Below are 19,590 nucleotides of genomic sequence, written 5' to 3'. Positions count from 1 at the left end.
CCTTTACCGGAAACGCCCCCGCAGCTGTCCTACGAGCCCCCGGGCCGCGGTTACCGTGCAGTTTTGGGGCGCCTACCGGCCTCGGTGGGCGGATTCCGCTGACAGGGGGTGTTCTCAGTGACCGGTCGAGAGCCCGAGGACGGGGCGGGGGAAGCGTCGGAGCCGCGTCCCGACCCGGTGAACCACCACCCGCCGGAGGAGTGGAGGCCCGGTGACCCGGGGGATCCTGTCGAGGGCGGCCGGCAGCCGCCCGGCGAACCGCCGCACGAGTTCCCCCACCACGATCCGCACATGCAACAGCCCCCTCCGGGCGGGGAGGGAGCGGGGTACACCTCCGAGGACCCGCCCCCGGGCGGGGACCCCGGCCGTGACCTGCCCTTCGGGGCGCACCCCTACCGGGAGCAGCCCTACGGCGAGCGCCCGCGGGAGGGCGGCGCGCCGGGGGAGGCCCCCGCCGGCGGACCGTCCGCGCCGGACGGCGGTGAACTCTCCGAGGGGCCCAACGGGCCCGCGCAGGCGGGCTACGAGCACGAGGGGTACCCGCCCGGCTACGGCGAGACGGACGCCTCGGAGGCCGGCGCGGGAGGGGCCCCGGAGGGAGGCCCGCTCGCCGGGGACCAGAGCTCCGGACAGGGGCCCGGTTACGGCGAGGCGGGCGGCTACCCGTCCGGGCAGGGGCCCGGGTTCGCGTCGGACCCCGGGTACGCGGCCCACCACGGTCCCGGACAGGGCTACGGGCAGGGGCCGGGGTACGGCCCGGGTCAGCCGCCCGGGTACGGCCCGCAGGGCTACGGGCAGGGCGCCGCCTACGGCCAGGGCTGGCAGCCGCAGCCCGGCTACACCTATCCGCCCCAGGGCGGCTACGGGCCGCCGGAGACCAGGCCCACGCCCTGGGGGAAGATCATCGGGATCGGCTGCGGCGTCCTGCTGCTCCTGCTCCTCCTCGGCGGAGGGTGCACGGCCATCGCGCTGATCTCGGCGGGCGTCGGAGACCGGGCCACGGAAGGGTCCGGGGAGCGGGCCCCCGGTGACGAGGGGCTGAACGAGACCCGGGGCGCGGAGGTCACCGCCGGCGAGACCGACTTCGAGCCCAGTCCGCTCTACGCCGAGGGCGTCTACACGAGCGTCGCCGTCTCGGTGACCAACTCCGGCGAGGAACAGCTGGACGTCAATCCGCTCTACTTCAGCATCGTGGACGCGGAGGGCTCCGTCCACAGCACCAGCGAGGCCATCGGCATGGACGCCAACGAGCTCGGCGCGCAGACCCTCGCCCCGGGACAGACCACGTCCGGGGCGGTCACGGTCGAGGGCCGCGTGGACGCGGCGCGCGTCGTCTTCGAGCCCTTCTACAGCAGTCCGGTCGAGGCGCCGGTCACCTGAGGCCGGCGGTGGCGGGGCACGGGTCCCCGGGCGGTGCGCAGGCGTCCGTCAGGGGGCCAGGGCGGGGTCGCGCAGCCACTCGGACAGGGCCTCCTGGCGCTCCCCGTCGCACTTGAGCGGGCAGGTGGTGCAGTAGCCGTGCTCGGGGTCGCCCTTGTAGTCGAAGCAGCACGTGCCCCGTACGGCCCAGGTCCCGCGCGGGTTCTCCGGGGCGAAGGGGAACAGCCGGGGACGCCTGCGGGTCACGGCGCCCGCCTCGACCACGGCGTCCGCCAGCCGGGTGGCCAGCCCCCAGGCCTCCTCCGCGTCGCGGCCCAGGTACCGGGCCGGGTTGAGCATGTAGAAGTGCAGGGTGTCGAGCACCCACCCCCACAGGGTGCGCCTGCCCGCGCGCGAGTGCGCGTGCAGGGCCTCGACCAGGGGCGAGAAGGTGGCGAACAGGCCCTCGGCGGCCAGGCGCAGCTGGTCGTCCCCGTCCCGGGCGACCACCGTCCCGGGGCGGCCCGCGGCCGGGTCGTCCGGCAGCACGGCCAGCCGCGTGCCGACCGACGCGGGGGTGCGGAACCGCGCCTGGACGGTGTCCCAGGGCAGGTACAGGCGGTCCGGGGACAGGACCGGCGCGCGCCCGGTCAGGTACAGGGAGGCGGAGACCAGGAAGATGGGTTCGCGGAGGGTGACCCGGAGGAAGTTGGTGGCGGCCGGGAGCCGGTGCCCGGGACCGTGCTCGGTCTGCAGCTTGTCGAACAGGACCGGCAGCCAGCCCTCCGACGCCAGGGAGTCGGACCGGTACCAGTGCACGCCGCCGACCGCGTGGGAGTGCAGGTCGTCGAGGGTGACGAGGTCGGGCAGGGGTGCGAACCTGAGCCCCGCGCAGGCGTCGCGGAGCGTGTCGAGCGGGTCTGGAGTCACCGCGGAACCTGCCCTTCGTCGCTGATGCCGTCGTGTCCGGGGGTGCGTTGTCGCAGTTCACACCCCGGGGGGAACGGGTACATCTGCGTCTCTTAAGTGAGGCTACCCTAACGAGTGGTGATGTCGCAATGAACGCCCGGGTGACCCGGATCCTTCCCCGAAGCACGGTCGGAAAGTCTGGTTCGCTCAAAATCTGGGCTGTTTTCGTTTTTTGTCCGCTGTTTCGGGTGTGCGGGGCCGCAGGGGCGCCGTCACCCCCGCGGCCCCGCACCGGATCACGCCTTCCCCGGGGCGCGTGCCCCGCCCGCTCGGGGGCGGCGGTACTTGAGCCACCACTCCACGAACAGCAGGGGGAGCACGGTGTTGAGGAAGGCCGCGCCCGGGGCGACGTCCAGGATCAGCGCCTCCACGTCACCGCCGTAGCCCGACTCCAGGCGGGGCAGCACGGCGAGCACCAGCAGGGGCGTGCTCACCCTGGCGAGGGGGATGGACAGGATCAGCGCGAAGCTGCGCAGCATCCACTCGCGGTGCACGCCGTACCGGCGCCTGCGGGCCATCGCGTAGCCGATGGCGGTGAAGGCCAGCCACGCCAGGGCCCACACGGTGTTGATGAGGGCGACCGAGGTCCCGCCGTGGCTGTACGGCGCGATGAGCAGGGCCGGCACACCGACGAAGGGGACGCCGAGCATGACGTAGGCGCGCCCGCTCCACCGGTGCACGGCGGGGTGCGCCAGGCGCAGCCAGGGCCACACCTGGAGGGTCACCAGCGCCATGAGCACGGTGCCGCCGAAGACGTGCGTCAGCAGCATCGGGTAGTACCAGCCCGGCTCCTCCCAGATCGGGATGGGCGCGGTCGCGGGGTCCAGGCGCGCGTAGGGCGGGACGGAGAACGCGGCGAAGGTCCCGCAGAGCAGGGCCAGCGGCGCGATCCAGGGGCGCTCCCACCAGCGCGCGGCGGGTCCCTCGCGGCCGGCGCCCGTTCCGGGGCGCGCCGCGGTGGAGGCGGTCATGGGTCTTCTCCTCTTGTCGTGAAGGGGTGAGGCACGGGGTCAGGGCTCGTGGAGCCGCGGCGGACCCGGGTCAGCGGCTGAGCCGCCGGAAGCGCCGCACGGCCAGGGGCGCGGCCACGGCGACGGCGAGGACCGGGACGGTCAGCGCCAGCAGGAGGGCGTTCTCCGAGGGCCAGGCGTCGGAGGGCAGCGACGGGTTCCCGAACAGGTCGCGGGTGGCGGTGACCACCGCCGAGAGCGGGTTCCACTCGGACACCGGGGCCAGCCAGGACGGCATCTCCGAGGAGGGGATGAAGCTCGTCGAGAGCATGGTGACCGGGAAGACCAACGGGTAGACCACCATGCTCACCGCGTCGGGGGTGGGAAGCAGCAGGCCCATGAGCACCCCCAGCCACACCAGGGCCAGCCGGAAGAGCAGGAGCACCCCGATCGCGGCGGCGGCGCCCCCGGGGCCGTCCTCGGCGCGCCAGCCCATCGCCAGCCCGACGAGGAGCAGCGCGGCCACCTCGGCGCCCGCTCGGGCCATGTCGGTCAGGACGCGGGCGCTCAGGACGGCCGCCGGCGACATGGGGAGCGTGCGGAAGCGGCTCATCACGTCGCGGTCGGTGTCGCGGGCGATGCCGGAGGCGGTGCCGCCGACGCCGTAGACCATGACCATCGCGACCATCGCCGGGACCAGGAACGCCCGGTAGCCGTCCGTCCCCGGCGGCGCCATCACGTCCCCGAACACGTAGCCGAAGAGCAGGACCATCATGACCGGCATGGTGATCGCGATGGCCGGCTCGAAGGGGTCGCGCGCCATGTGCAGGAGGTTGCGGCGGGTCAGGACCAGGGTGTCGGAAACCGCCTTGCGCCACCCGCGGAGGGCCCCCGGGGGGCCGGGCGGGCCGTCGCCGGGAGGGGTCGGGCGGGGCGTGGTTCCGAGGTCGGCGGCGGTCATCGGTACTCCTTCGGGAGGGTGTCGTCGGAGGCGGCCGGGTCCCCGGCCCCCTCGCCGGAGCGGTCGGCGGCGGGCTCCCCGGTGAGGGCGAGGAAGACCTCGTCGAGGCTGGGGCGGCGCACGCCGACGTCCTCCACCCGCAGCCCCGAGCCGTCCAGGGCGCGGACCACCGCGGTCAGCACGGCCATGCGGTCCCCGGCGGGGACGCTCACGCGCTGCTCACGGCGGTGGACGCCGACCGCCCCGGGGACGGTGGAGCGCAGGAGTTCGGCGGTGGCCTCCAGGTCGGCGGGGTCGCGGACGATCACGTCGACGCGGTCGCCGCCCGCCCGGGACTTGAGGGAGTCGGGCGTGCCCTCGGCGATGACCCGGCCGCGGTCGATCACGGCGACGGAGTCGGCGAGCCGGTCCGCCTCCTCCATGTACTGGGTGGTGAGGAGCACGGTCGCGCCGGAGGCCGCCAGGGCGCGGACCGACTCCCAGACCTGGAGGCGGCTGCGCGGGTCGAGCCCCGTGGTGGGCTCGTCCAGGAACAGCACGTCGGGCCCCTGGACGAGGCTCACGGCCAGGTCGAGGCGGCGGCGCATGCCGCCGGAGTAGCCGTCGGCGCGCCGGTTGGCGGCCCCGACCAGGTCGAAGCGTTCCAGGAGGGCCGCGGCGCGGTCCGCGGCCCCGCGGGGGCCGAACCCGTACAGGCGGCTGAACATGACGAGGTTCTCGCGGCCGGTGAGGAGTTCGTCCACCGACGCGTACTGGCCGGTCAGGCCGATCCTGGTGCGGACCAGGTCGGCCTGGGCGACCACGTCGTACCCGGCGACGAGGGCGTGCCCGGCGTCGGGGCGCAGCAGCGTGGCCAGGGTGCGCACGACGGTGGTCTTGCCCGCGCCGTTGGGCCCGAGCAGGCCGAGGACGGTCCCGGGCGGGACCGTCAGGTCGACGCCGTCCAGGGCCTGGGTGGCGCCGTAGCGCTTGCGGAGCCCCCGGGCGCTGATGGCCGGGGTCGGGTGGGTCATGGCGTGCGCCCTCTCAACTGTTTATCTCATACACGTATTAGTGTAATAGATACACAGTTTTAGGATGGGTGTCAACGCGACCTGGAGGCCGAAGGGGCGCAGCCGACGACTGGTGGGGTATGACGACCGAGCAGCAGCCGACGAACCGGACGACGCGGGAGGTGGACCTCCTGTGGGGCCTCGACCGGCCCGCGCCCAGACGCGGGCCCCGGCCCAAGCTCAGCCGGGAGGCCGTCGTCGCCGCCGCCGTCGCCGTCGCGGACACGGAGGGCCTGGAGGCCGTCTCCATGCAGCGGGTCGCCAAGGAGCTCGGCTACACCACGATGTCCCTCTACCGGCACGTGGACAGCAAGGAGGACATGCTCGTCCTCATGAGCGACCGGGCCATGGACGGGACGCCCCCCGCGCCGCGCCCGGACCGGGGGTGGCGGGCCGGGGTCGAGGAGTGGGTCCACGAGGTGATGGAGGTGTACCGCCGCCACCCCTGGGCGATCCACCTCACCGTCAGCGGGCCGCCCGTCGGGCCCAACGGCCTCCGCTGGATGGAGGCGGGCCTGCGCGAGATCGTCCGCTCGGGGCTCGACGTCGGGGGCGCGCTCCAGATGCTCTCGATGCTCTCCTCCCTGCTGCGCGACACGCTCCGCCTGGAGGCGGACATGGCGCGCGCGGCCGGGGAGGCGGGGAGCACGATGGCCGAGGCCGAGCGCGACTACAGCGTGGGCCTGCGCAAGGTCGTCACCCGTGAGGAGTTCCCCACGATCGCGATGATGCTGGAGAGCGCGGTACTGGAGGAGCCGCCGGGGCGTCCGGACCGGCTCGGCGGCCCCGCGGAGGGGTTCGGCTTCTCCCTCCACCGCGTCCTGGACGGCATCGAGGTCCACGTCGGGCGAATGCGCGCCGAACGGGAAGCCGGCGGCGGGGGCGAGCCCGCCGTCTAGCCGCGCGCCCGCGTGGCCGGCGGACGCGGAGCCGCCCGGCCCCTCCGGCCGACTGGAGCCGCGGGGGGCGCCCGCCCCCCGCGACCGGTCAGCGCACCAGCACCAGGTGGTGCCTGGCCAGCACCGCCACGATCTCCGCGGCCCGTTCCGGGGTCAGCCCCGCGCGGTCGGCCAGCGCGCCCACCGTCAGCGAGCGCTCCTGCGCCAGCACCGCCAGGACCGGCTCCACCTCGGCGGGGAACCGGTACCGCCGCCCGCTCACCGACACCGCGACCCGTCCGCCCTCGCGGACGAGCGGCGGAGGCAGGATCGGCACGAACTCCACCCGCGCGTCCTCCGGCGGGGCCACCTCCTGGACCGGCCACGGGAGCGAGAACGACGTCCGGCGCGGGAACCGGGCGTCCCGCTCCGCCAGGAAGTCGTCCACGCCCCACTCCTCGGCCAGCTCCACCAGCCGCGCCGCCAGCTCGTGCTGGTGCTTGCGCCGGACGTCGGGGTCGGAGAAGCGGGGCAGGTCCCGCCGGAACCCCTCCTCGGCGAACAGCCGCCGCACCAGCGCGTCCGCCCAGTCCACCCCGGTCGCGCGGGTGAACCCGAAGGTCAGGTGCATGCTCACGTCGCCCGTCCCGGTCACGGTGTGCCACCAGCCGCGCGGCACGTGGATCACCTGGCCGGGGCGCAGGACCCCCTCCCACACCAGGTGCAGCCCGCCGTCGGCGTCGCGGGGGGGCTCGTGGTCGTGGTCCAGGTCGTCCTTCATCGGGAAGGGGCGGGAACCGGGGCCGTGCACCTGCCAGTGCTTGGAGCCCTCCACCTGCACGATCACGGTGTCGTGGTCGTCCCAGTGGGTGTCGAAGCCGCGTGACTCGCCCCAGATCAGGTACAGGTTGGCCTGCGCCCGCTCGCGCACGAGCCGCATCAGGTCGTCGGCCGCCGCCCCCACGGGCGGGTGCATCCTGTCGACCCCGTCCAGGACCAGGCTCGCCCCCGCGCGCAGCTCCCGGTAGAGCGCCTCGGGACGGACCACCCGGCGCTCGGCCCGCGAGGCGGTCGCCGTATCGGTGTAGCGGTCGACCGGGACGGGCGACCCGTCGCGGTGGAGGCGCAGTCTCGGCGGTTCCGGCGAGCACGCGGCCAGCAGCCCGTTGAGGTCGTCGAAGGTCAGCAGCGAGCGCACCGCCTCCGCCCCGAGGTCGGCGAAGACGAACTCCTCCGACAGGCGTGTGGTGAGGGCCTCCCGCCCCACGATGTCGCACAGCGTCCGGGTGAACAGGTGGCCGGGGTCGGTCACGGGTCGTCCTTTCCGTACAGGGGGGAGAGGGCGGCGCCCCCCCCCGGGGGCCCGGGGGGGGGGGGCCCCCCGGCCCCCCCCAACTGCACTGGGGAGTGAGCTCAGGCCCCCCCCCGGGGCCGCCCGCCGGGGGGGGGGGGGGGGGGGGGGGGGGGGGGGGGGGGGGGGGGGGGGGGGGGGGTGGGGGGGGGGGGGGGGGGGGGGGCCCGCGGGGGGGGGGGGGGGGCGCCCCGCCCCCCCGCCCCGGTCCCGAGATCAGATGAAGTCGGAACTGGAGTCGGTACCGTCGCTGTCGCCGCCCGCGGTGATGTCGCGCGACGTCACGTCGGCCAGGTCCTCGATCTCGACCTCGATGGGGTCCATACGCACCGCACCTCGCTTTCTGTGTGCTTCTCGTGCTGTTTCCTCTGTCCAGGGCCGCCCGAGCGCGTCAGCGCGGGGACAGCCCCGTTCGGTGGGCCGCGAACGCGTGCGCGTCGGCGGCCAGTCCCACCGCCCGGCCGACCGCGCGCGGGCCGTGCCCGACGTCGCGTTCGTACCGGAGCAGGACCGGTGGGCGCCCCCCGTCCCGCGCGGCGGCCAGGAGCGCCGCGCACATCTTGCGCGGGTGGGCGGCGTCGGTGCGGGTGTCGCCGTGGAAACCGGTGAGCAGGACGTCCGGGAAGTCCGGCCGCGGCGTGCGCGCGGCGGCCTCCAGGGCCCGGTGGTAGGGGGAGTAGGACATCAGGGCGGCGAAGTCGTCCGGGTCGGCCGCGGTGCCGAACTCCCGCGTCCACATCCGGCCCAGGCCCATCCGCTCGAACCGTGCCATGTCGGCGAGCGGCGCCGAGGCGATCACGGCCCCGCACAGGTCGGGACGGGCGGTCGCCGCGGCCAGGACGAGCAGCCCGCCCGCCGATCCGCCGGACAGGCACAGCCGGTCCCGCGTGCACAGCCCCGCCGCGACCAGGGCGTCGGCGGAGGCGACCAGGTCCTCGACGGCGCGCGGTTTGGCGCGGCCGGATCCGGCCAGGTGCCACGCGCGGCCGGCGTCGCCGCCCCCGCGCACGTGGGCGACGGCGTACCGCCCCCCGGCGAGCAGCCAGGCCAGCACCGTGGCGCTGAACCCGAACTGGCGCGGACGGCCGAAGCCCCCGTAGGCGTGCAGGATGGTCGGGGCGGGGCCGGAGGGCCCGCGCAGGCCGGCGCCCGCCGCGTCGAACACGGTGACGGGGACCCTCGTGCCGTCCTCGGAGCCGCACCACAGCACGGTGCGCTCCACGGCGGGGGAGGGCGGGGCGTCCGGGGCGCCCGCGGGCCAGGGGCCGGGCCGCCGCTCCCCGGGCGGCAGGCGCAGGATCCGCTGCTGGGTGGCCACGTCCGCGTACGCCAGGTGGACCGATCCGTCGGGGGCGGTCTCGGGGGTGGAGACCATGCCCTCGCCCGGCAGGTCCACGGGGTACAGGAGCGCTCCGGTGCGGGCGTCGTGGACGGAGGCCTCGCTGATCCCCAGGCGGGTGCGCGACACGAACAGCGCCGGTGCGCCGGCCCCTTCGCCGGCGGAGCGCGCCAGGACCGCGAACGCGTCCAGGGTGGCGCCGCTCTCCTGTGCCATCACCTCGGTCCAGTGCTCCACCCCGGGCTCGTCGGGGGAGACCGCGCAGATGCGCCTCCAGGGCGCGCCCAGGGTGGTGCGCAGGTACAGGAGGCCGTCCGGGCCCAGCCGGGCCTCGGTCTCGCCCTCCTCGCCCACCTGGACGGGTCTCAGCGCCGGCCGCGCGGCCCGGCCGCCGGACAGGTCGGCGAGCCACAGGTCGGTGCGGTGCCCGGTGCCGTGGCTCTCGGTGACCAGCAGCCACCGGCCGCCCAGGACGCGGACCCCGGGCACGGTTCCGGGGGCGGTGCAGGCGTGGACGAGCGTCTCCGCGCCGTCGCGGACGCGGCGCAGCCAGACGCCGCGCACCCCCCGCTCGCCGTCGCGGCGCACGTAGAAGAACGAGGGGTCGCCCCCGGGGGCCCACGCGACGTGGGAGTAGCGCACCCCCGGCACGTGCGGCCCGCACGGTTCGCCCGTGGCGGTGGCGAGCACCCGCAGGAGTCCGCGCTCGACGCCGCCGCGGGAGGTCTGCACGGCGACCATGTCGCCGTCCGGGCAGGGTTCCCAGGCGTCCAGGGTGGTGTGCCCGGCGGGGTCCTCGGCCGCGGGGTCGTAGACGGTGCGCGGGGGCGCCGCCCCCTCCAGGGCGACGAGGCGCGGGTGTTCGCTCCCGGCGGGGCGCACGGTGGCGAAGGCCCTGCCGGGCCGGTGCGCGGGGACGCTCCACAGGTCGGTGGCCACGAGGGAGCGGATCCGCTCGGCCAGGTGCTCGCGCAGGGGCCAGCCGGCGGCCTCGCGCTCGTACTCGCGGCGGCGCTCGTCGAGCCAGCGGGCGGTCTCGGGGGAGTCGGGGGTCTCGAGCCAGCGGTGGGGGTCGGCCACCCGGTGGCCGTGCAGGGTGTCGACGACGGGGCCGGGGGCGAGGGCTGCTCCGGGGGCTCGGTTGGGCACCATCACATGGTTCAGGTGGGTCGAGTCGGCGGTCAAGCAACAGCTGCCTCACCCGCAGGAACACGAATATGTCCGACTGGTCAGGTTTATGCACCGTTTGGGGAAGTGTGAGGGCTCGCGTCCTTTGTGGGCGGAGCGGGTCCGAACGGGTAGGACCCCGGACGCGGGACGTCCCGTCCCGCCGACACGACGGGCACACCGCCCGGGACCGGGAGGAGAGCATGGAGAAGACGGTGGAACGGCGCAGGGCGTCGCCCGGACGGTCCGTCCTGGCGGCGGCGGGGTTCGCCGCGGCCCTCGTCGCGGTGGCGGCCGTGGGCGGAGCGGCGGCGAGCGGGTCGGGCGCGGTCTACGCGGAACTGGAGCTGCCGGCCTGGGCGCCGCCCGCCTGGCTGTTCGGCCCCGTCTGGACCGCGCTCTACGTGATGATCGCGCTGGCCGGATGGCTGGTGTGGAGGGCCTCCGGGCTGGCGGGGGCCTCGGCCTTCTTCGCCGTCTACGCCCTGCAGCTCGTGCTCAACGCGGCGTGGACCCCGCTGTTCTTCGGCGCGGGCCTGTACTTCGCGGCGCTCGTCGACATCGCCGCCCTGGCCGTGGCGGTGGCCGCCGCGATCGCCCTGGGCCGCCGGCACAGCACCGCCGCGGCGCTGCTGCTCGTGCCGTACCTGCTGTGGGTGGTCTTCGCCGCCGCCCTCAACCTCGCGATCGCGGTGGCGAACTGAGCCCGCCCGCCCCGGTGGGCAGGGGCGGGGCGGCCCCCCGCGTCGTGCGGGGAACCGCCCCGGAGCCCGGCGGACCGGCGGCAGGGGCGGGAGCGGGGCCCGACGCCCCGCTCCCGCCCCTCCCGCACCCGCGGCCCGGGGAGCCGCTCAGGCGTTGTCGGGGTGGCCGATGGCCAGACCGCTCTCCTGGTCGAAGAAGTGCAGCTGGCTCACGTCCACCGACAGGCTGACCTTGCTGCCGGGGCGCACCTGGCTGCGGGGGCTCACCCGGGCGGTGAAGAGCGAGCGGTCGCCGCCCAGGGGCAGCGCGGCCTCGGCGCTCTCCTCGTCGTCGCCCGCGGCGTCCCGGGCCAGAGCGGTGGCGTCCTCGTGGCGCACCGGCGGGGCGTCGACGCCGAAGATGATGTTGATCTCGGTGCCCAGCTCCTCGGTGACGCCCGCGGTCACCTCGATGCGGGGGTCGCCGTTGCCGTCGAACTCGGCGTCGTTGAAGTCCGAGGGTCGGATGCCCAGGATGACCGAGCGGCCCAGGTAGTCGCGCAGCTTCGGACGGGCGTCCAGGACGGCCGCGGGGACGGGCAGCCTGTGCTCGGCGAACTTGAGGGTCGCCCCACTGCCGTCGGCGGTCAGCTCGGCGTCGACGAAGTTCATCGCGGGCGAGCCGATGAAACCGGCCACGAACAGGTTGACGGGGGAGTCGAACAGGCGCTTGGGGGTGTCGACCTGCTGGAGCCGGCCGTCGCGCAGCACCGCGACGCGGTCGCCGAGGGTCATGGCCTCGATCTGGTCGTGGGTGACGTAGACCGTGGTGACGCCCAGGCGCTCGTGGAGCTGGTTGAGGGAGGCGCGCATCTGCACGCGCAGCTTGGCGTCCAGGTTGGACAGCGGCTCGTCCATGAGGAACGCGCGCGGCTCGCGCACGATCGCGCGGCCCATGGCCACGCGCTGGCGCTGACCGCCGGAGAGCGCGCCCGGCTTGCGCTTGAGGTAGGGCTCCAGGCCCAGCATCTCGGCCGCCTCCTGCACGCGGCGGGCGATCTCGGGCTTGGCGACCTTGCGCAGCTTCAGGCCGAAGGCCAGGTTCTGCTCGACGCTCATGTGGGGGTAGAGCGCGTAGTTCTGGAAGACCATCGCGATGTCGCGGTCCTTCGGCGGGCGGTCGTTGACGATCTCGTCGCCGATGACCAGGGTGCCGGCGGAGATCTCCTCCAGGCCGGCGATCATGCGCAGCGCGGTGGACTTGCCGCAGCCGGACGGGCCGACGAGCACCATGAACTCGCCGTCCTCGATCTTCAGGTTCAGGTCGTCGACGGCCTTGACGTCGCCGCCGTAGATCTTGTCAACGCCCTCAAGGACGATCTCCGCCATGGTTTCAGCTCCCGCGCTGGGCTCGAGGTGGGGGTGACGGGGATCTCGTGGCCGAAGGTCCGCGTCACCCGACCCGGTGTTTCCGAAGTTGATCGAAACGGGCCGATTTACTGATCACATCAGACACGATCGTGATCGAAAAGTCCAGGCTTGGCCTGATGTCGATCCGATTGCGGTCAGGTGCAAACGCCAGCGGTCCAGCTGGCGTGGCGGCCCCAGGTGCGTTAGCCTGTCCGACGGTTCATCGCTATCTCCCCTCCAGACGCCCGAAGCGGCGGCCACGACACGGCAGCCGGGTTGAGGCATCCGGTTGGGGAGTCTGGGTAACCTAACGACCAGTCCAGCACTGGACGGACCGGTTGTGCGGCCCCCGCTCGTCCGATCGGACGCTGCATCACGCGCCAGGTGCAGTTGGGATCGGGTGAGGGGCGGAGTACCACGACCGGGCGGGGGGTTGGACCCGGAAAAGGCCCGGACATCCAGTAGACAACGGTCTTCCGAGCTCGCCGCCGACGGGACGGAGCCGGTCCGAAGGGTGGCTCGGGCCTTTTCCGCGTCCCCCCAATATGCTGACCGCCAGCACTTCACCCGCCAGCGGAAAGCGAGCACCCCACGTGGTTGCCGAGCACATCGAGCAGGGCGACGCCCCCGGCTCCGACAGACCCTCGCCGGGACCGGAGGGGCGGGAGCGGACGGCGAACCCGGGACGCTCCGCCGCTTCCGCACTGATGCCGGGGCACCGCTGGGGACGCCTCGACACACTGTGGCGCGTACTCGCCGCGGTCGGCTCCGGCCTCGCGCAGCTCCTCGCCCTGCCGCCCTTCGGCCTGTGGTGGCTGGGACCCCTCAGCGCGGCCCTGCTCGCGTTCGCCGTCGCCGGGACCCGCATGCGCCGCGCCGCCTGGCTCGGCGCCCTCGCCGGAGGCACCCTCATGGTGCCGCTCGTGCACTGGCAGGACATCTTCGGCGTGGACGTGTGGCTGGCCATCGCCGGCGCCGAGACCGTCTACTTCCTCCCCATGGCCATGGGTGTGGCGCTCGTCATGCGCCTGCCGGGCTGGCCTCTCTGGACCGCGGCGCTGTGGGTGGCCCAGGAGGCCGTGCGCGCCCGCTGGCCCCTGGGCGGCTTCCCCTGGGGCAAGCTCGCCTTCGCCCAGCCCGACACGCCCTTCGTCGGCTACGCCGCCCTGGGCTCCTCCGCGCTCGTCTCCTTCGCCGTCGCCCTCACCGGTGGGCTGCTGCTGTGGAGCGTGCTGCGCGCGGCCCACGCCCTCCTCGGCACGCGGGGGACCGCACCGGGCGCCGGGGTCGCCTCCACGGCCCCGCGGCCCCGCGCCCAGTGGGTCGGCGCGGCCGCGGGACTGGCCGCCTGTGCCGCCGTCGTCGCCGGAGGCTCCCTGGCCCCCGCGATCGGCCGCCCCGCCGTCGATGACACCGTCACCGTCGGCATGGTCCAGGGCAACGTGCCCAACGTCGGCCAGATGTCCATCCTCGGCGAGCGCATGCAGGTGCTCAACAACCACGCCGACGGCGTCCACGAGCTCGCCGCCGCCGTTCGCGAGGGGGAGTACCCCCGGCCGGACATGGTGCTGCTGCCCGAGAACGCCACCGACATCGACCCCTTCCGCGACCCGGTCGCCCGGGAGACCATCGACGCCGCCGCGGCCGACGCGGGAGTCCCCCTGCTGTGGGGCATGAGCCGCTTCAACGACGACGGCACCCGCCACGTCAGCAGCGTCGTCTGGGACCCGGAGACCGGCCCGGGCGAGCTGTACGACAAGCGCTACCTGGTGCCGTTCGGCGAGTACGTCCCCTACCGCGACTTCTTCACGCGCTTCGTCGACCGCCTCCAGCAGGTCAGCTCCGACGCCGTCCCGGGCACCGAGCCCGGCGCCCTGGACGTGGCCGGAACCACGCTGGCCGTCGGCATCTGCTTCGACGTCGCCTTCGACCCGCCGGTGCGCGAGTCCGTGGCCGCGGGCGGGCAGGTCATCGTCATCCCCACCAACAACGCCAACTACAACTTCACCGGCCAGTCCGACCAGCAGCTCGCCATCACCCAGCTGCGCGCCGTCGAGCACGGCCGCCCGGCGGTGGTCGTCTCCACCAGCGGCGTCAGCGCCGTGGTCGACCCCGACGGGAGCGTCGTCTACCGGTCCCCCGAGGGGGAGCCCGACATCCACGTGGCCGAGCTCGACGCCATGGAGGGCACCACGGTGGCCACCCGGATCGGCGCCGCCCCCGAGGCGGCCCTGAGCGCCCTCGGCCTGGCCGCGGTCGCCGCCGCCCTCGTGATCGGCCGCCGCCGGGCCTGAGGACGCCACGGGGCCCGCGCCGGGCGCCCCCGCCGGGGCACCCGGGGCGTTCGCCCGCGGATGAACGGGCCCCGTCGGGGAACCATTGCGGCCCCGGACGCGTTCATCCCTGTGAGGGAGGACCCGTTGGCCGACGACCCTGAGGATGGTTCCGCATGCCGCTGCTGACAGTGCTGGCGCTCATGGCGCTGCCCTTCCTCGAAGTGTGGCTGATGATCGTGGTGGGCGGCTGGATCGGTGTCCCCTGGACACTGGCCGCGCTGGTCTCGCTGATGGTCCTGGGCGTGGCCGTGCTGCGCCGGGCCGGGACCAAGGCCTTCCAGGACGCCGACGAGGCCATGCGCTCCGGTGAGCCGCCGCGCGGCGGCCTGCTCGACCCGCTCATGCTGATGGCGGGGGGCGTCCTGCTCGTCATCCCCGGCTTCATCACCGCCGCGCTCGGACTCCTGCTCGCCCTGCCGTTCACCAGGCCGGCGCTGCGCTGGGCGTTCGCCGGATGGGCCCAGCGGCGGATGAGGAAGATGCAGGACCGCATGAACCAGGAGTTCGTCGTGCAGGGCGTCCGCGTCCCCGGACAGGGCGGACGCGCCGGCGACCCCTTCGGCGGCGGGCCCGGAGCCGGCCCCTTCGGCCGCCGCCCCGGCGCCGACGCGGCGGGGGACGCCCCCGCGGCCGACCGCGGACGCGTCATCCAGGGCAGGTTCGAGCCCACCGACGGGGGCGACGACACCCCCAGCTGATCCATCCACCTCCCGGGGCAGGCGCGCTCCCGGGAGCGACGAGGCCCGCCGCGGATCGCCCCACGGCGGGCCTCGTCACGTCCGGACCCGGTCGTCAGTCCCGGTCGTGGAAGTGCGCCTGGAGCGCGCGGACCTCCTCGGCGAGCGCCTCCACGGGGCCCTCCACCTCGACCCCGGGCACGACCTCGTTGACGGACAGCGCGCGCACGGGTCCCGCGGGCACGCCCCACCCCTCCAGCCAGGAGACCAGCTGCGCCGTGGAACTCGCGTACACGATGCGGCCGAGACCCGCCCAGCCGTGCGCCGCCGAGCACATGGCGCAGTGCTCCCCGGAGGTGTACACGGTCGCCGCCGCGCGCTCGGCCGGGGTCATGCGCGTCGTCGACCACCGGGCGATCGCGAACTCCGGGTGCTGGGTCCCGTCACCGCCCGAGACGTGGTTGTGGTCCTCGAACAGCACGGTCCCGTCGGCCGCGACCAGCAGCGAGCCGAACGGCTCGTCCCCCGCCGCCAGCGCCTCCGCGGCCAGCTCGACCGCGCGCCTCAGGTGCCGCAGGTCGGTGTCGTCCACCATGCCCTCCCTCTCCTCGCGCCGCGGCCGGGGGCCGCGGTCCGCGCCACGGTACCGTCGGCGCGGCCGGGACGGCGAACCCCCTGCGGAAGGCGTCCCGGGGCCCGGCTAGGGTCCGTGTCCATGACCGAACCCTCCTTCCTGACCCGCACCCGCACCGCCTACGACGCCATCGCCGTGGAGTACGCCGAACTCCACCGCGGCGAGCTGGGCAGGGTCCCGCTCGACATGGCGATGCTGGGCCTGTTCGCCGACCTGGTCCGCCCCCTGGGCGGCCCGGTGACCGACGTGGGCTGCGGTACCGGCAGGGCCACCGGGCACCTGGCCGGGCTGGGGGTGGACGTGTCCGGGGTCGACCTGTCACCGGGGATGCTGGAGGTCGCCCGGGCCGCCTACCCGGACCTGTCCTTCAGGGAGGGGTCGATGACCGGCCTCGACCTCCCGGAGGCCTCCCAGGCCGGCATCACGGCCGTGTACTCGATCATCCACGTGCCGATGGAACTGCTGCCGGGGGTGTTCGCGGGCTTCCGCCGCGCGCTGGTCCCCGGCGGCGAGGTGATGGTGGTCTTCCAGGTCGGGGAGGAGCCCCGGCGCATGGGGCCGGTGCTCGGCCACCCCGTCGAGCTGGTCTTCCACCGCCGGACAGCGGAGCAGATCGCGGCGCTCCTGGAGGAGGCCGGGCTCGTCGTGCACACGCGGGTGGTGCGCGAGCCCATGGGGGACGAGCGGACGCCCCACGCCCACCTGTTCGCCCGCAGGCCGCTCGAGGACTGAGCGGCGGGCGGGGACCCGGCGGGCCCACGGGCCCGCCGCGCCCGCACACGCGGACGGGGGCGGCCGCGCCCCCCCCCGGGGGGGGGGGGGGGGGGGGGGGGGGCCCCCCCCCCCCCCGGGCCCCCCCCGGGCGGGCACAGCCCGCCGCCGGCCCCCCCGCGCGGGGGGGGCGCGGGGGGGGGGGGGGGCCCCGGGCGCCCCCCCCCCGCCCCCCCCCCCCCCCCCCCCGCGGCGGCCCCCCCCCCCCCCGCCCCGCCCCCCCCGTCGGGGGTCGGCGCGGTCCCCTAGACCAGGGAGGCCTCCCGGCGTTCGTCCTCCTCCCGGGCCGCCTCCTCGGCGGCGCTGGCCTCGGACCGGGCGATCCACCGGTCGTCCACCACCCGGATCACCGTGATCGCCACGATCGCCACCCCGGCCACGGCCAGACCGGTGAGGACCTTGGCCGGGTCGCTCACGTCCAGGTCGAAGAACCACTGGCCCAGCGGCGTCACCATGGCCAGTGTCAGCAGGCCGACCATGGAGCCCACCATCAGGACCTTCCACCACACGTACGGCTTGGCCACCAGCAGCAGGACCCACAGGGTGGTCGCGCACAGCGTGATCACCACCGCAGTGCGGTCCGCCGGGTCCGGGACGGTCCGCCCGCCCAGCACCAGCAGGTAGGTCGTCACCGCCGCGAAGCCGGCCACCATCCCCGAGGGGATCGCGAGCCGCAGCGTGCGCATCACGAACCCCGGCTTGGCGATGTCGGTGTTGGGCGCCAGGGCCAGGAAGAACGACGGGATGCCGAACGTCACCGCGTTGATCAGCGTCGCGTGCCGGGGGAAGAACGGGTACGCGACCGCCAGCAGCCCGACGATGATCGCCAGCGTCATCGTGTACACGGTTTTGGTCAGGAACAGGCTGGCCACACGCTCGATGTTGCCGATGACCCGGCGGCCCTCGGCCACCACGCGCGGCAGCACCGCGAAGCGGTTGTCCAGCAGGACCAGCTGCGCCACCGAGCGCGACGCCGGGCTGCCGGAGCCCATCGCCACCCCGATGTCGGCCTCCTTCAGGGCCAGCACGTCGTTGACGCCGTCGCCGGTCATCGCCACCGTGTGCCCGCGGTCCTTCAGCCCGCGCACCATGTCGCGCTTGCGCTCCGGCGTCACCCGGCCGAACGCCGAGCGCCTCTCGACCTCGCGGGCCAGCTCGTCCGCGTCGGCGGACAGGGAGCGGGCGTCCACCGGGTCCTCCGCGCCCGGCAGGTGCAGTTCGCGGCCCACCGCGCCGACCGAGGCCGCGTGGTCGCCGGAGACGATCTTGACGTCGACGCCCTGGCCGGCGAAGTAGTCGAGGGTGGCCCCGGCGTCCTCGCGGACCTTCTGGTCCAGGACCACCAGCGCGACCGGCTCCACCTCGCCCGGGGCGGCGTCGGAGTCCACCCGGACGGAGGCGCGGGCCAGCAGCAGCACCCGGAGCCCCTGCGAGCCGAGCCGTGCCGCCTCGGCCGCGGCGGGGGAGTCGGGGGAGGACAGCACGTCGGCGGCGCCCAGGACCCAGTGCTCCTCGCCGCCCGGGGTGAGGAAGCCGGCCCCGCTCCACTTGCGGGCCGACGAGAACGGCGCCAGCGCGGTGACGGTCCAGTCGGGGGCGGACACCCCGCTCGCCCCGAACCCCTGGGCGATGGCGGCCATGCTCGCGTTGTGGTCGGGGTCGCAGGCCGCCAGGGCGGCCAGTACCAGGGTCGGCGACGGGTCGTCGCCGACCGGGCGCCCTCCCAGGTCGCGGATCTCGGCCAGCTTCATGCCGGCCTCGGTCAGCGTCCCCGTCTTGTCGGTGCACACCACGTCCACGCGGGCCAGGCCCTCGATCGCCGGCAGTTCCTGCACCAGGCACTTGTACCTGCCCAGCCGGATCACACCGACCGCGAAGGCGATGCTGGTGAGCAGGATGAGCCCCTCGGGGATCATCGACACCAGCGCCGCCACCATGCCGCGCAGCGCGTCCGCCAGCGGGCCGGAGATCTGGCCGCCCGCCGTGGGCTCCTCCAGCGTGACGTGGCCGCCCATGAACAGCTGGCTGTAGATCAGCAGCGCGCCGATCGGGAACAGCGCGTAGGTGATCCAGGTCAGGATGCGGTTGATGCCCGACCTGAGCTCCGAGTGCACCAGCGAGAACCGGCTCGCCTCCTCGGCCAGGCGTGCCGCGTACGCGTGCCGTCCCACCTTGGTGGCGCGGAAGCGCCCGGCGCCGGCCACCACGAAGCTGCCCGACATCACGGTGTCGCCGGGCCGCTTGAGCACGGGATCGGCCTCGCCGGTCAGCAGGGACTCGTCGACCTCCAGCCCTCCCGCCCAGGTGACGACGCCGTCGACCGCGATCTGGTCGCCCACGCCGACCTCGAGGACCTCGTCCAGGACGATCTCCTGGGTGGTCACGCGCACCGTCGCACCGTCGCGCACGACCCGGGGGTGGGCGGCGTTCACGATCGCGAGCTTGTCCAGGGTGCGCTTGGCGCGCAGCTCCTGGACGATGCCGATCAGCGTGTTGATCAGGATCACCATCGCGAACAGCCCGTCCTGGACGGGACCGATCACGGCGATGATCGTGAACAGCACCGCGATCATCGCGTTGATCCGGGTGAACACGTTGCCGCGGATGATCTGCCCGACGCTGCGGCTGGCACGCACGGGGACGTCGTTGGTCCGGCCGGTGGCGACCCGTTCGGCGACTTCCGCCAGGGTCAGCCCGGTCTCGGACGGGGGGCCGTGGAGGCCCGGCCCGGCACGCTCGGGCCGGGCGCCGTCGACGGTCGGGGCAGCCGCCTGCGAATCCCTGTCCGAGGCGCCTTCCGCACCGTCGTCGGGTCGTTCGGGTTGGACGGGCACGCACACTCCTGGGTGGTACGGGAGACGGGTGGACGGGCCCCGGATCACGCGAGGGGGCGCACCGGCCACGGACGTCCGGAGAGTAAGGAGATGCACAGCCTAAAAGACCCGGGGACCACTCGCGGGCGTCCTGCCCCCCGGATGCCGGGTGGTGCGGGCACCCCCGGCATCAGGGGACGGCAGGGGCCGTGCCCGGCGCCCGCCCCGCGCCCCCGGCGG

Annotated in this window: 15 protein-coding genes; 6 read left to right on the top strand and 9 right to left on the bottom strand. The window is 74.9% G+C overall.

What is annotated here, in order from left to right; all coding sequences use genetic code 11:
- Positions 1–291: 291 nt before the first annotated feature.
- Positions 292–1,380 carry a DUF4352 domain-containing protein gene (locus ACIRPH_RS11630; protein WP_402912718.1) on the top strand — a complete coding sequence of 363 codons (1,089 nt, stop codon included), beginning with the start codon at positions 292–294 and terminating at the stop codon, positions 1,378–1,380.
- 48 nt (positions 1,381–1,428) lie between these two features.
- On the opposite strand, the gene ACIRPH_RS11625 is transcribed toward ACIRPH_RS11630, so the two are convergent.
- The 4 genes from ACIRPH_RS11625 to ACIRPH_RS11610 form a co-directional block, all read right to left on the bottom strand.
- Positions 1,429–2,289, bottom strand: coding sequence for a (2Fe-2S)-binding protein (locus ACIRPH_RS11625; RefSeq protein ID WP_402912716.1), 861 nt, complete (start codon positions 2,287–2,289; stop codon positions 1,429–1,431).
- A 275-nt stretch (positions 2,290–2,564) separates the two neighbouring features.
- Positions 2,565–3,299 (bottom strand): DUF2306 domain-containing protein, encoded by a 735-nt coding sequence (locus tag ACIRPH_RS11620; RefSeq protein WP_402912713.1) that lies wholly within the window; start codon positions 3,297–3,299, stop codon positions 2,565–2,567.
- Positions 3,300–3,369: 70 nt separating this feature from the next.
- Complete coding sequence (locus ACIRPH_RS11615; protein ID WP_402912708.1) at positions 3,370–4,239, bottom strand: ABC transporter permease; 870 nt, start codon at positions 4,237–4,239, stop codon at positions 3,370–3,372.
- Positions 4,236–5,252, bottom strand: a complete 1,017-nt coding sequence (locus ACIRPH_RS11610) for an ATP-binding cassette domain-containing protein (protein WP_402912706.1) — start codon at positions 5,250–5,252, stop codon at positions 4,236–4,238. The genes ACIRPH_RS11615 and ACIRPH_RS11610 overlap by 4 nt, the downstream gene beginning before the upstream one ends.
- A gap of 119 nt (positions 5,253–5,371) precedes the next feature.
- On the opposite strand from ACIRPH_RS11610, the gene ACIRPH_RS11605 reads away from it, so the two are divergent.
- A complete protein-coding gene (locus ACIRPH_RS11605; RefSeq protein ID WP_402912703.1) occupies positions 5,372–6,190 on the top strand; it encodes a TetR/AcrR family transcriptional regulator in 819 nt (272 codons plus the stop codon).
- An 88-nt stretch (positions 6,191–6,278) separates the two neighbouring features.
- On the opposite strand, the gene ACIRPH_RS11600 is transcribed toward ACIRPH_RS11605, so the two are convergent.
- Together ACIRPH_RS11600 and ACIRPH_RS11595 are read right to left on the bottom strand one after the other, a co-directional pair.
- Positions 6,279–7,481, bottom strand: a complete 1,203-nt coding sequence (locus tag ACIRPH_RS11600) for a JmjC domain-containing protein (RefSeq protein ID WP_402912700.1) — start codon at positions 7,479–7,481, stop codon at positions 6,279–6,281.
- 430 nt (positions 7,482–7,911) lie between these two features.
- On the bottom strand, positions 7,912–10,011 hold the full coding sequence (locus ACIRPH_RS11595; protein ID WP_402913299.1) for a prolyl oligopeptidase family serine peptidase: 2,100 nt from the start codon (positions 10,009–10,011) through the stop codon (positions 7,912–7,914).
- Between the two features lie 218 nt (positions 10,012–10,229).
- Between ACIRPH_RS11595 and ACIRPH_RS11590 the strand changes: the two genes are divergently transcribed.
- Entirely contained in the window at positions 10,230–10,730 is a 501-nt protein-coding gene (locus ACIRPH_RS11590) for a TspO/MBR family protein (protein ID WP_402912697.1), read from the top strand.
- A gap of 147 nt (positions 10,731–10,877) precedes the next feature.
- On the opposite strand, the gene ACIRPH_RS11585 is transcribed toward ACIRPH_RS11590, so the two are convergent.
- Positions 10,878–12,098, bottom strand: a complete 1,221-nt coding sequence (locus ACIRPH_RS11585) for an ABC transporter ATP-binding protein (protein WP_402912695.1) — start codon at positions 12,096–12,098, stop codon at positions 10,878–10,880.
- A gap of 614 nt (positions 12,099–12,712) precedes the next feature.
- Here ACIRPH_RS11585 and lnt point away from each other — a divergent pair.
- Positions 12,713–14,413 (top strand): apolipoprotein N-acyltransferase, encoded by a 1,701-nt coding sequence (gene lnt, locus ACIRPH_RS11580; RefSeq protein ID WP_402912692.1) that lies wholly within the window; start codon positions 12,713–12,715, stop codon positions 14,411–14,413.
- Positions 14,414–14,568: 155 nt separating this feature from the next.
- Positions 14,569–15,153, top strand: coding sequence for an FxsA family protein (locus ACIRPH_RS11575; protein ID WP_402912689.1), 585 nt, complete (start codon positions 14,569–14,571; stop codon positions 15,151–15,153).
- A 94-nt stretch (positions 15,154–15,247) separates the two neighbouring features.
- On the opposite strand, the gene ACIRPH_RS11570 is transcribed toward ACIRPH_RS11575, so the two are convergent.
- Entirely contained in the window at positions 15,248–15,727 is a 480-nt protein-coding gene (locus ACIRPH_RS11570; RefSeq protein ID WP_402912687.1) for a nucleoside deaminase, read from the bottom strand.
- A gap of 120 nt (positions 15,728–15,847) precedes the next feature.
- On the opposite strand from ACIRPH_RS11570, the gene ACIRPH_RS11565 reads away from it, so the two are divergent.
- Positions 15,848–16,498: a class I SAM-dependent DNA methyltransferase gene (locus ACIRPH_RS11565; protein WP_402912684.1), complete on the top strand. Its 651-nt coding sequence runs from the start codon at positions 15,848–15,850 to the stop codon at positions 16,496–16,498.
- Between the two features lie 284 nt (positions 16,499–16,782).
- On the opposite strand, the gene ACIRPH_RS11560 is transcribed toward ACIRPH_RS11565, so the two are convergent.
- Entirely contained in the window at positions 16,783–19,371 is a 2,589-nt protein-coding gene (locus ACIRPH_RS11560; protein WP_402912682.1) for an HAD-IC family P-type ATPase, read from the bottom strand.
- Between the last annotated feature and the right edge of the window lie 219 nt (positions 19,372–19,590).

The sequence above is a fragment of the Nocardiopsis sp. NPDC101807 genome, assembly GCF_044766605.1.
GTDB lineage: Bacteria > Actinomycetota > Actinomycetes > Streptosporangiales > Streptosporangiaceae > Nocardiopsis > Nocardiopsis tropica.
Note: the sequence above shows the minus strand (reverse complement) of the source record. Positions and strands in the feature narration are given on the sequence as shown.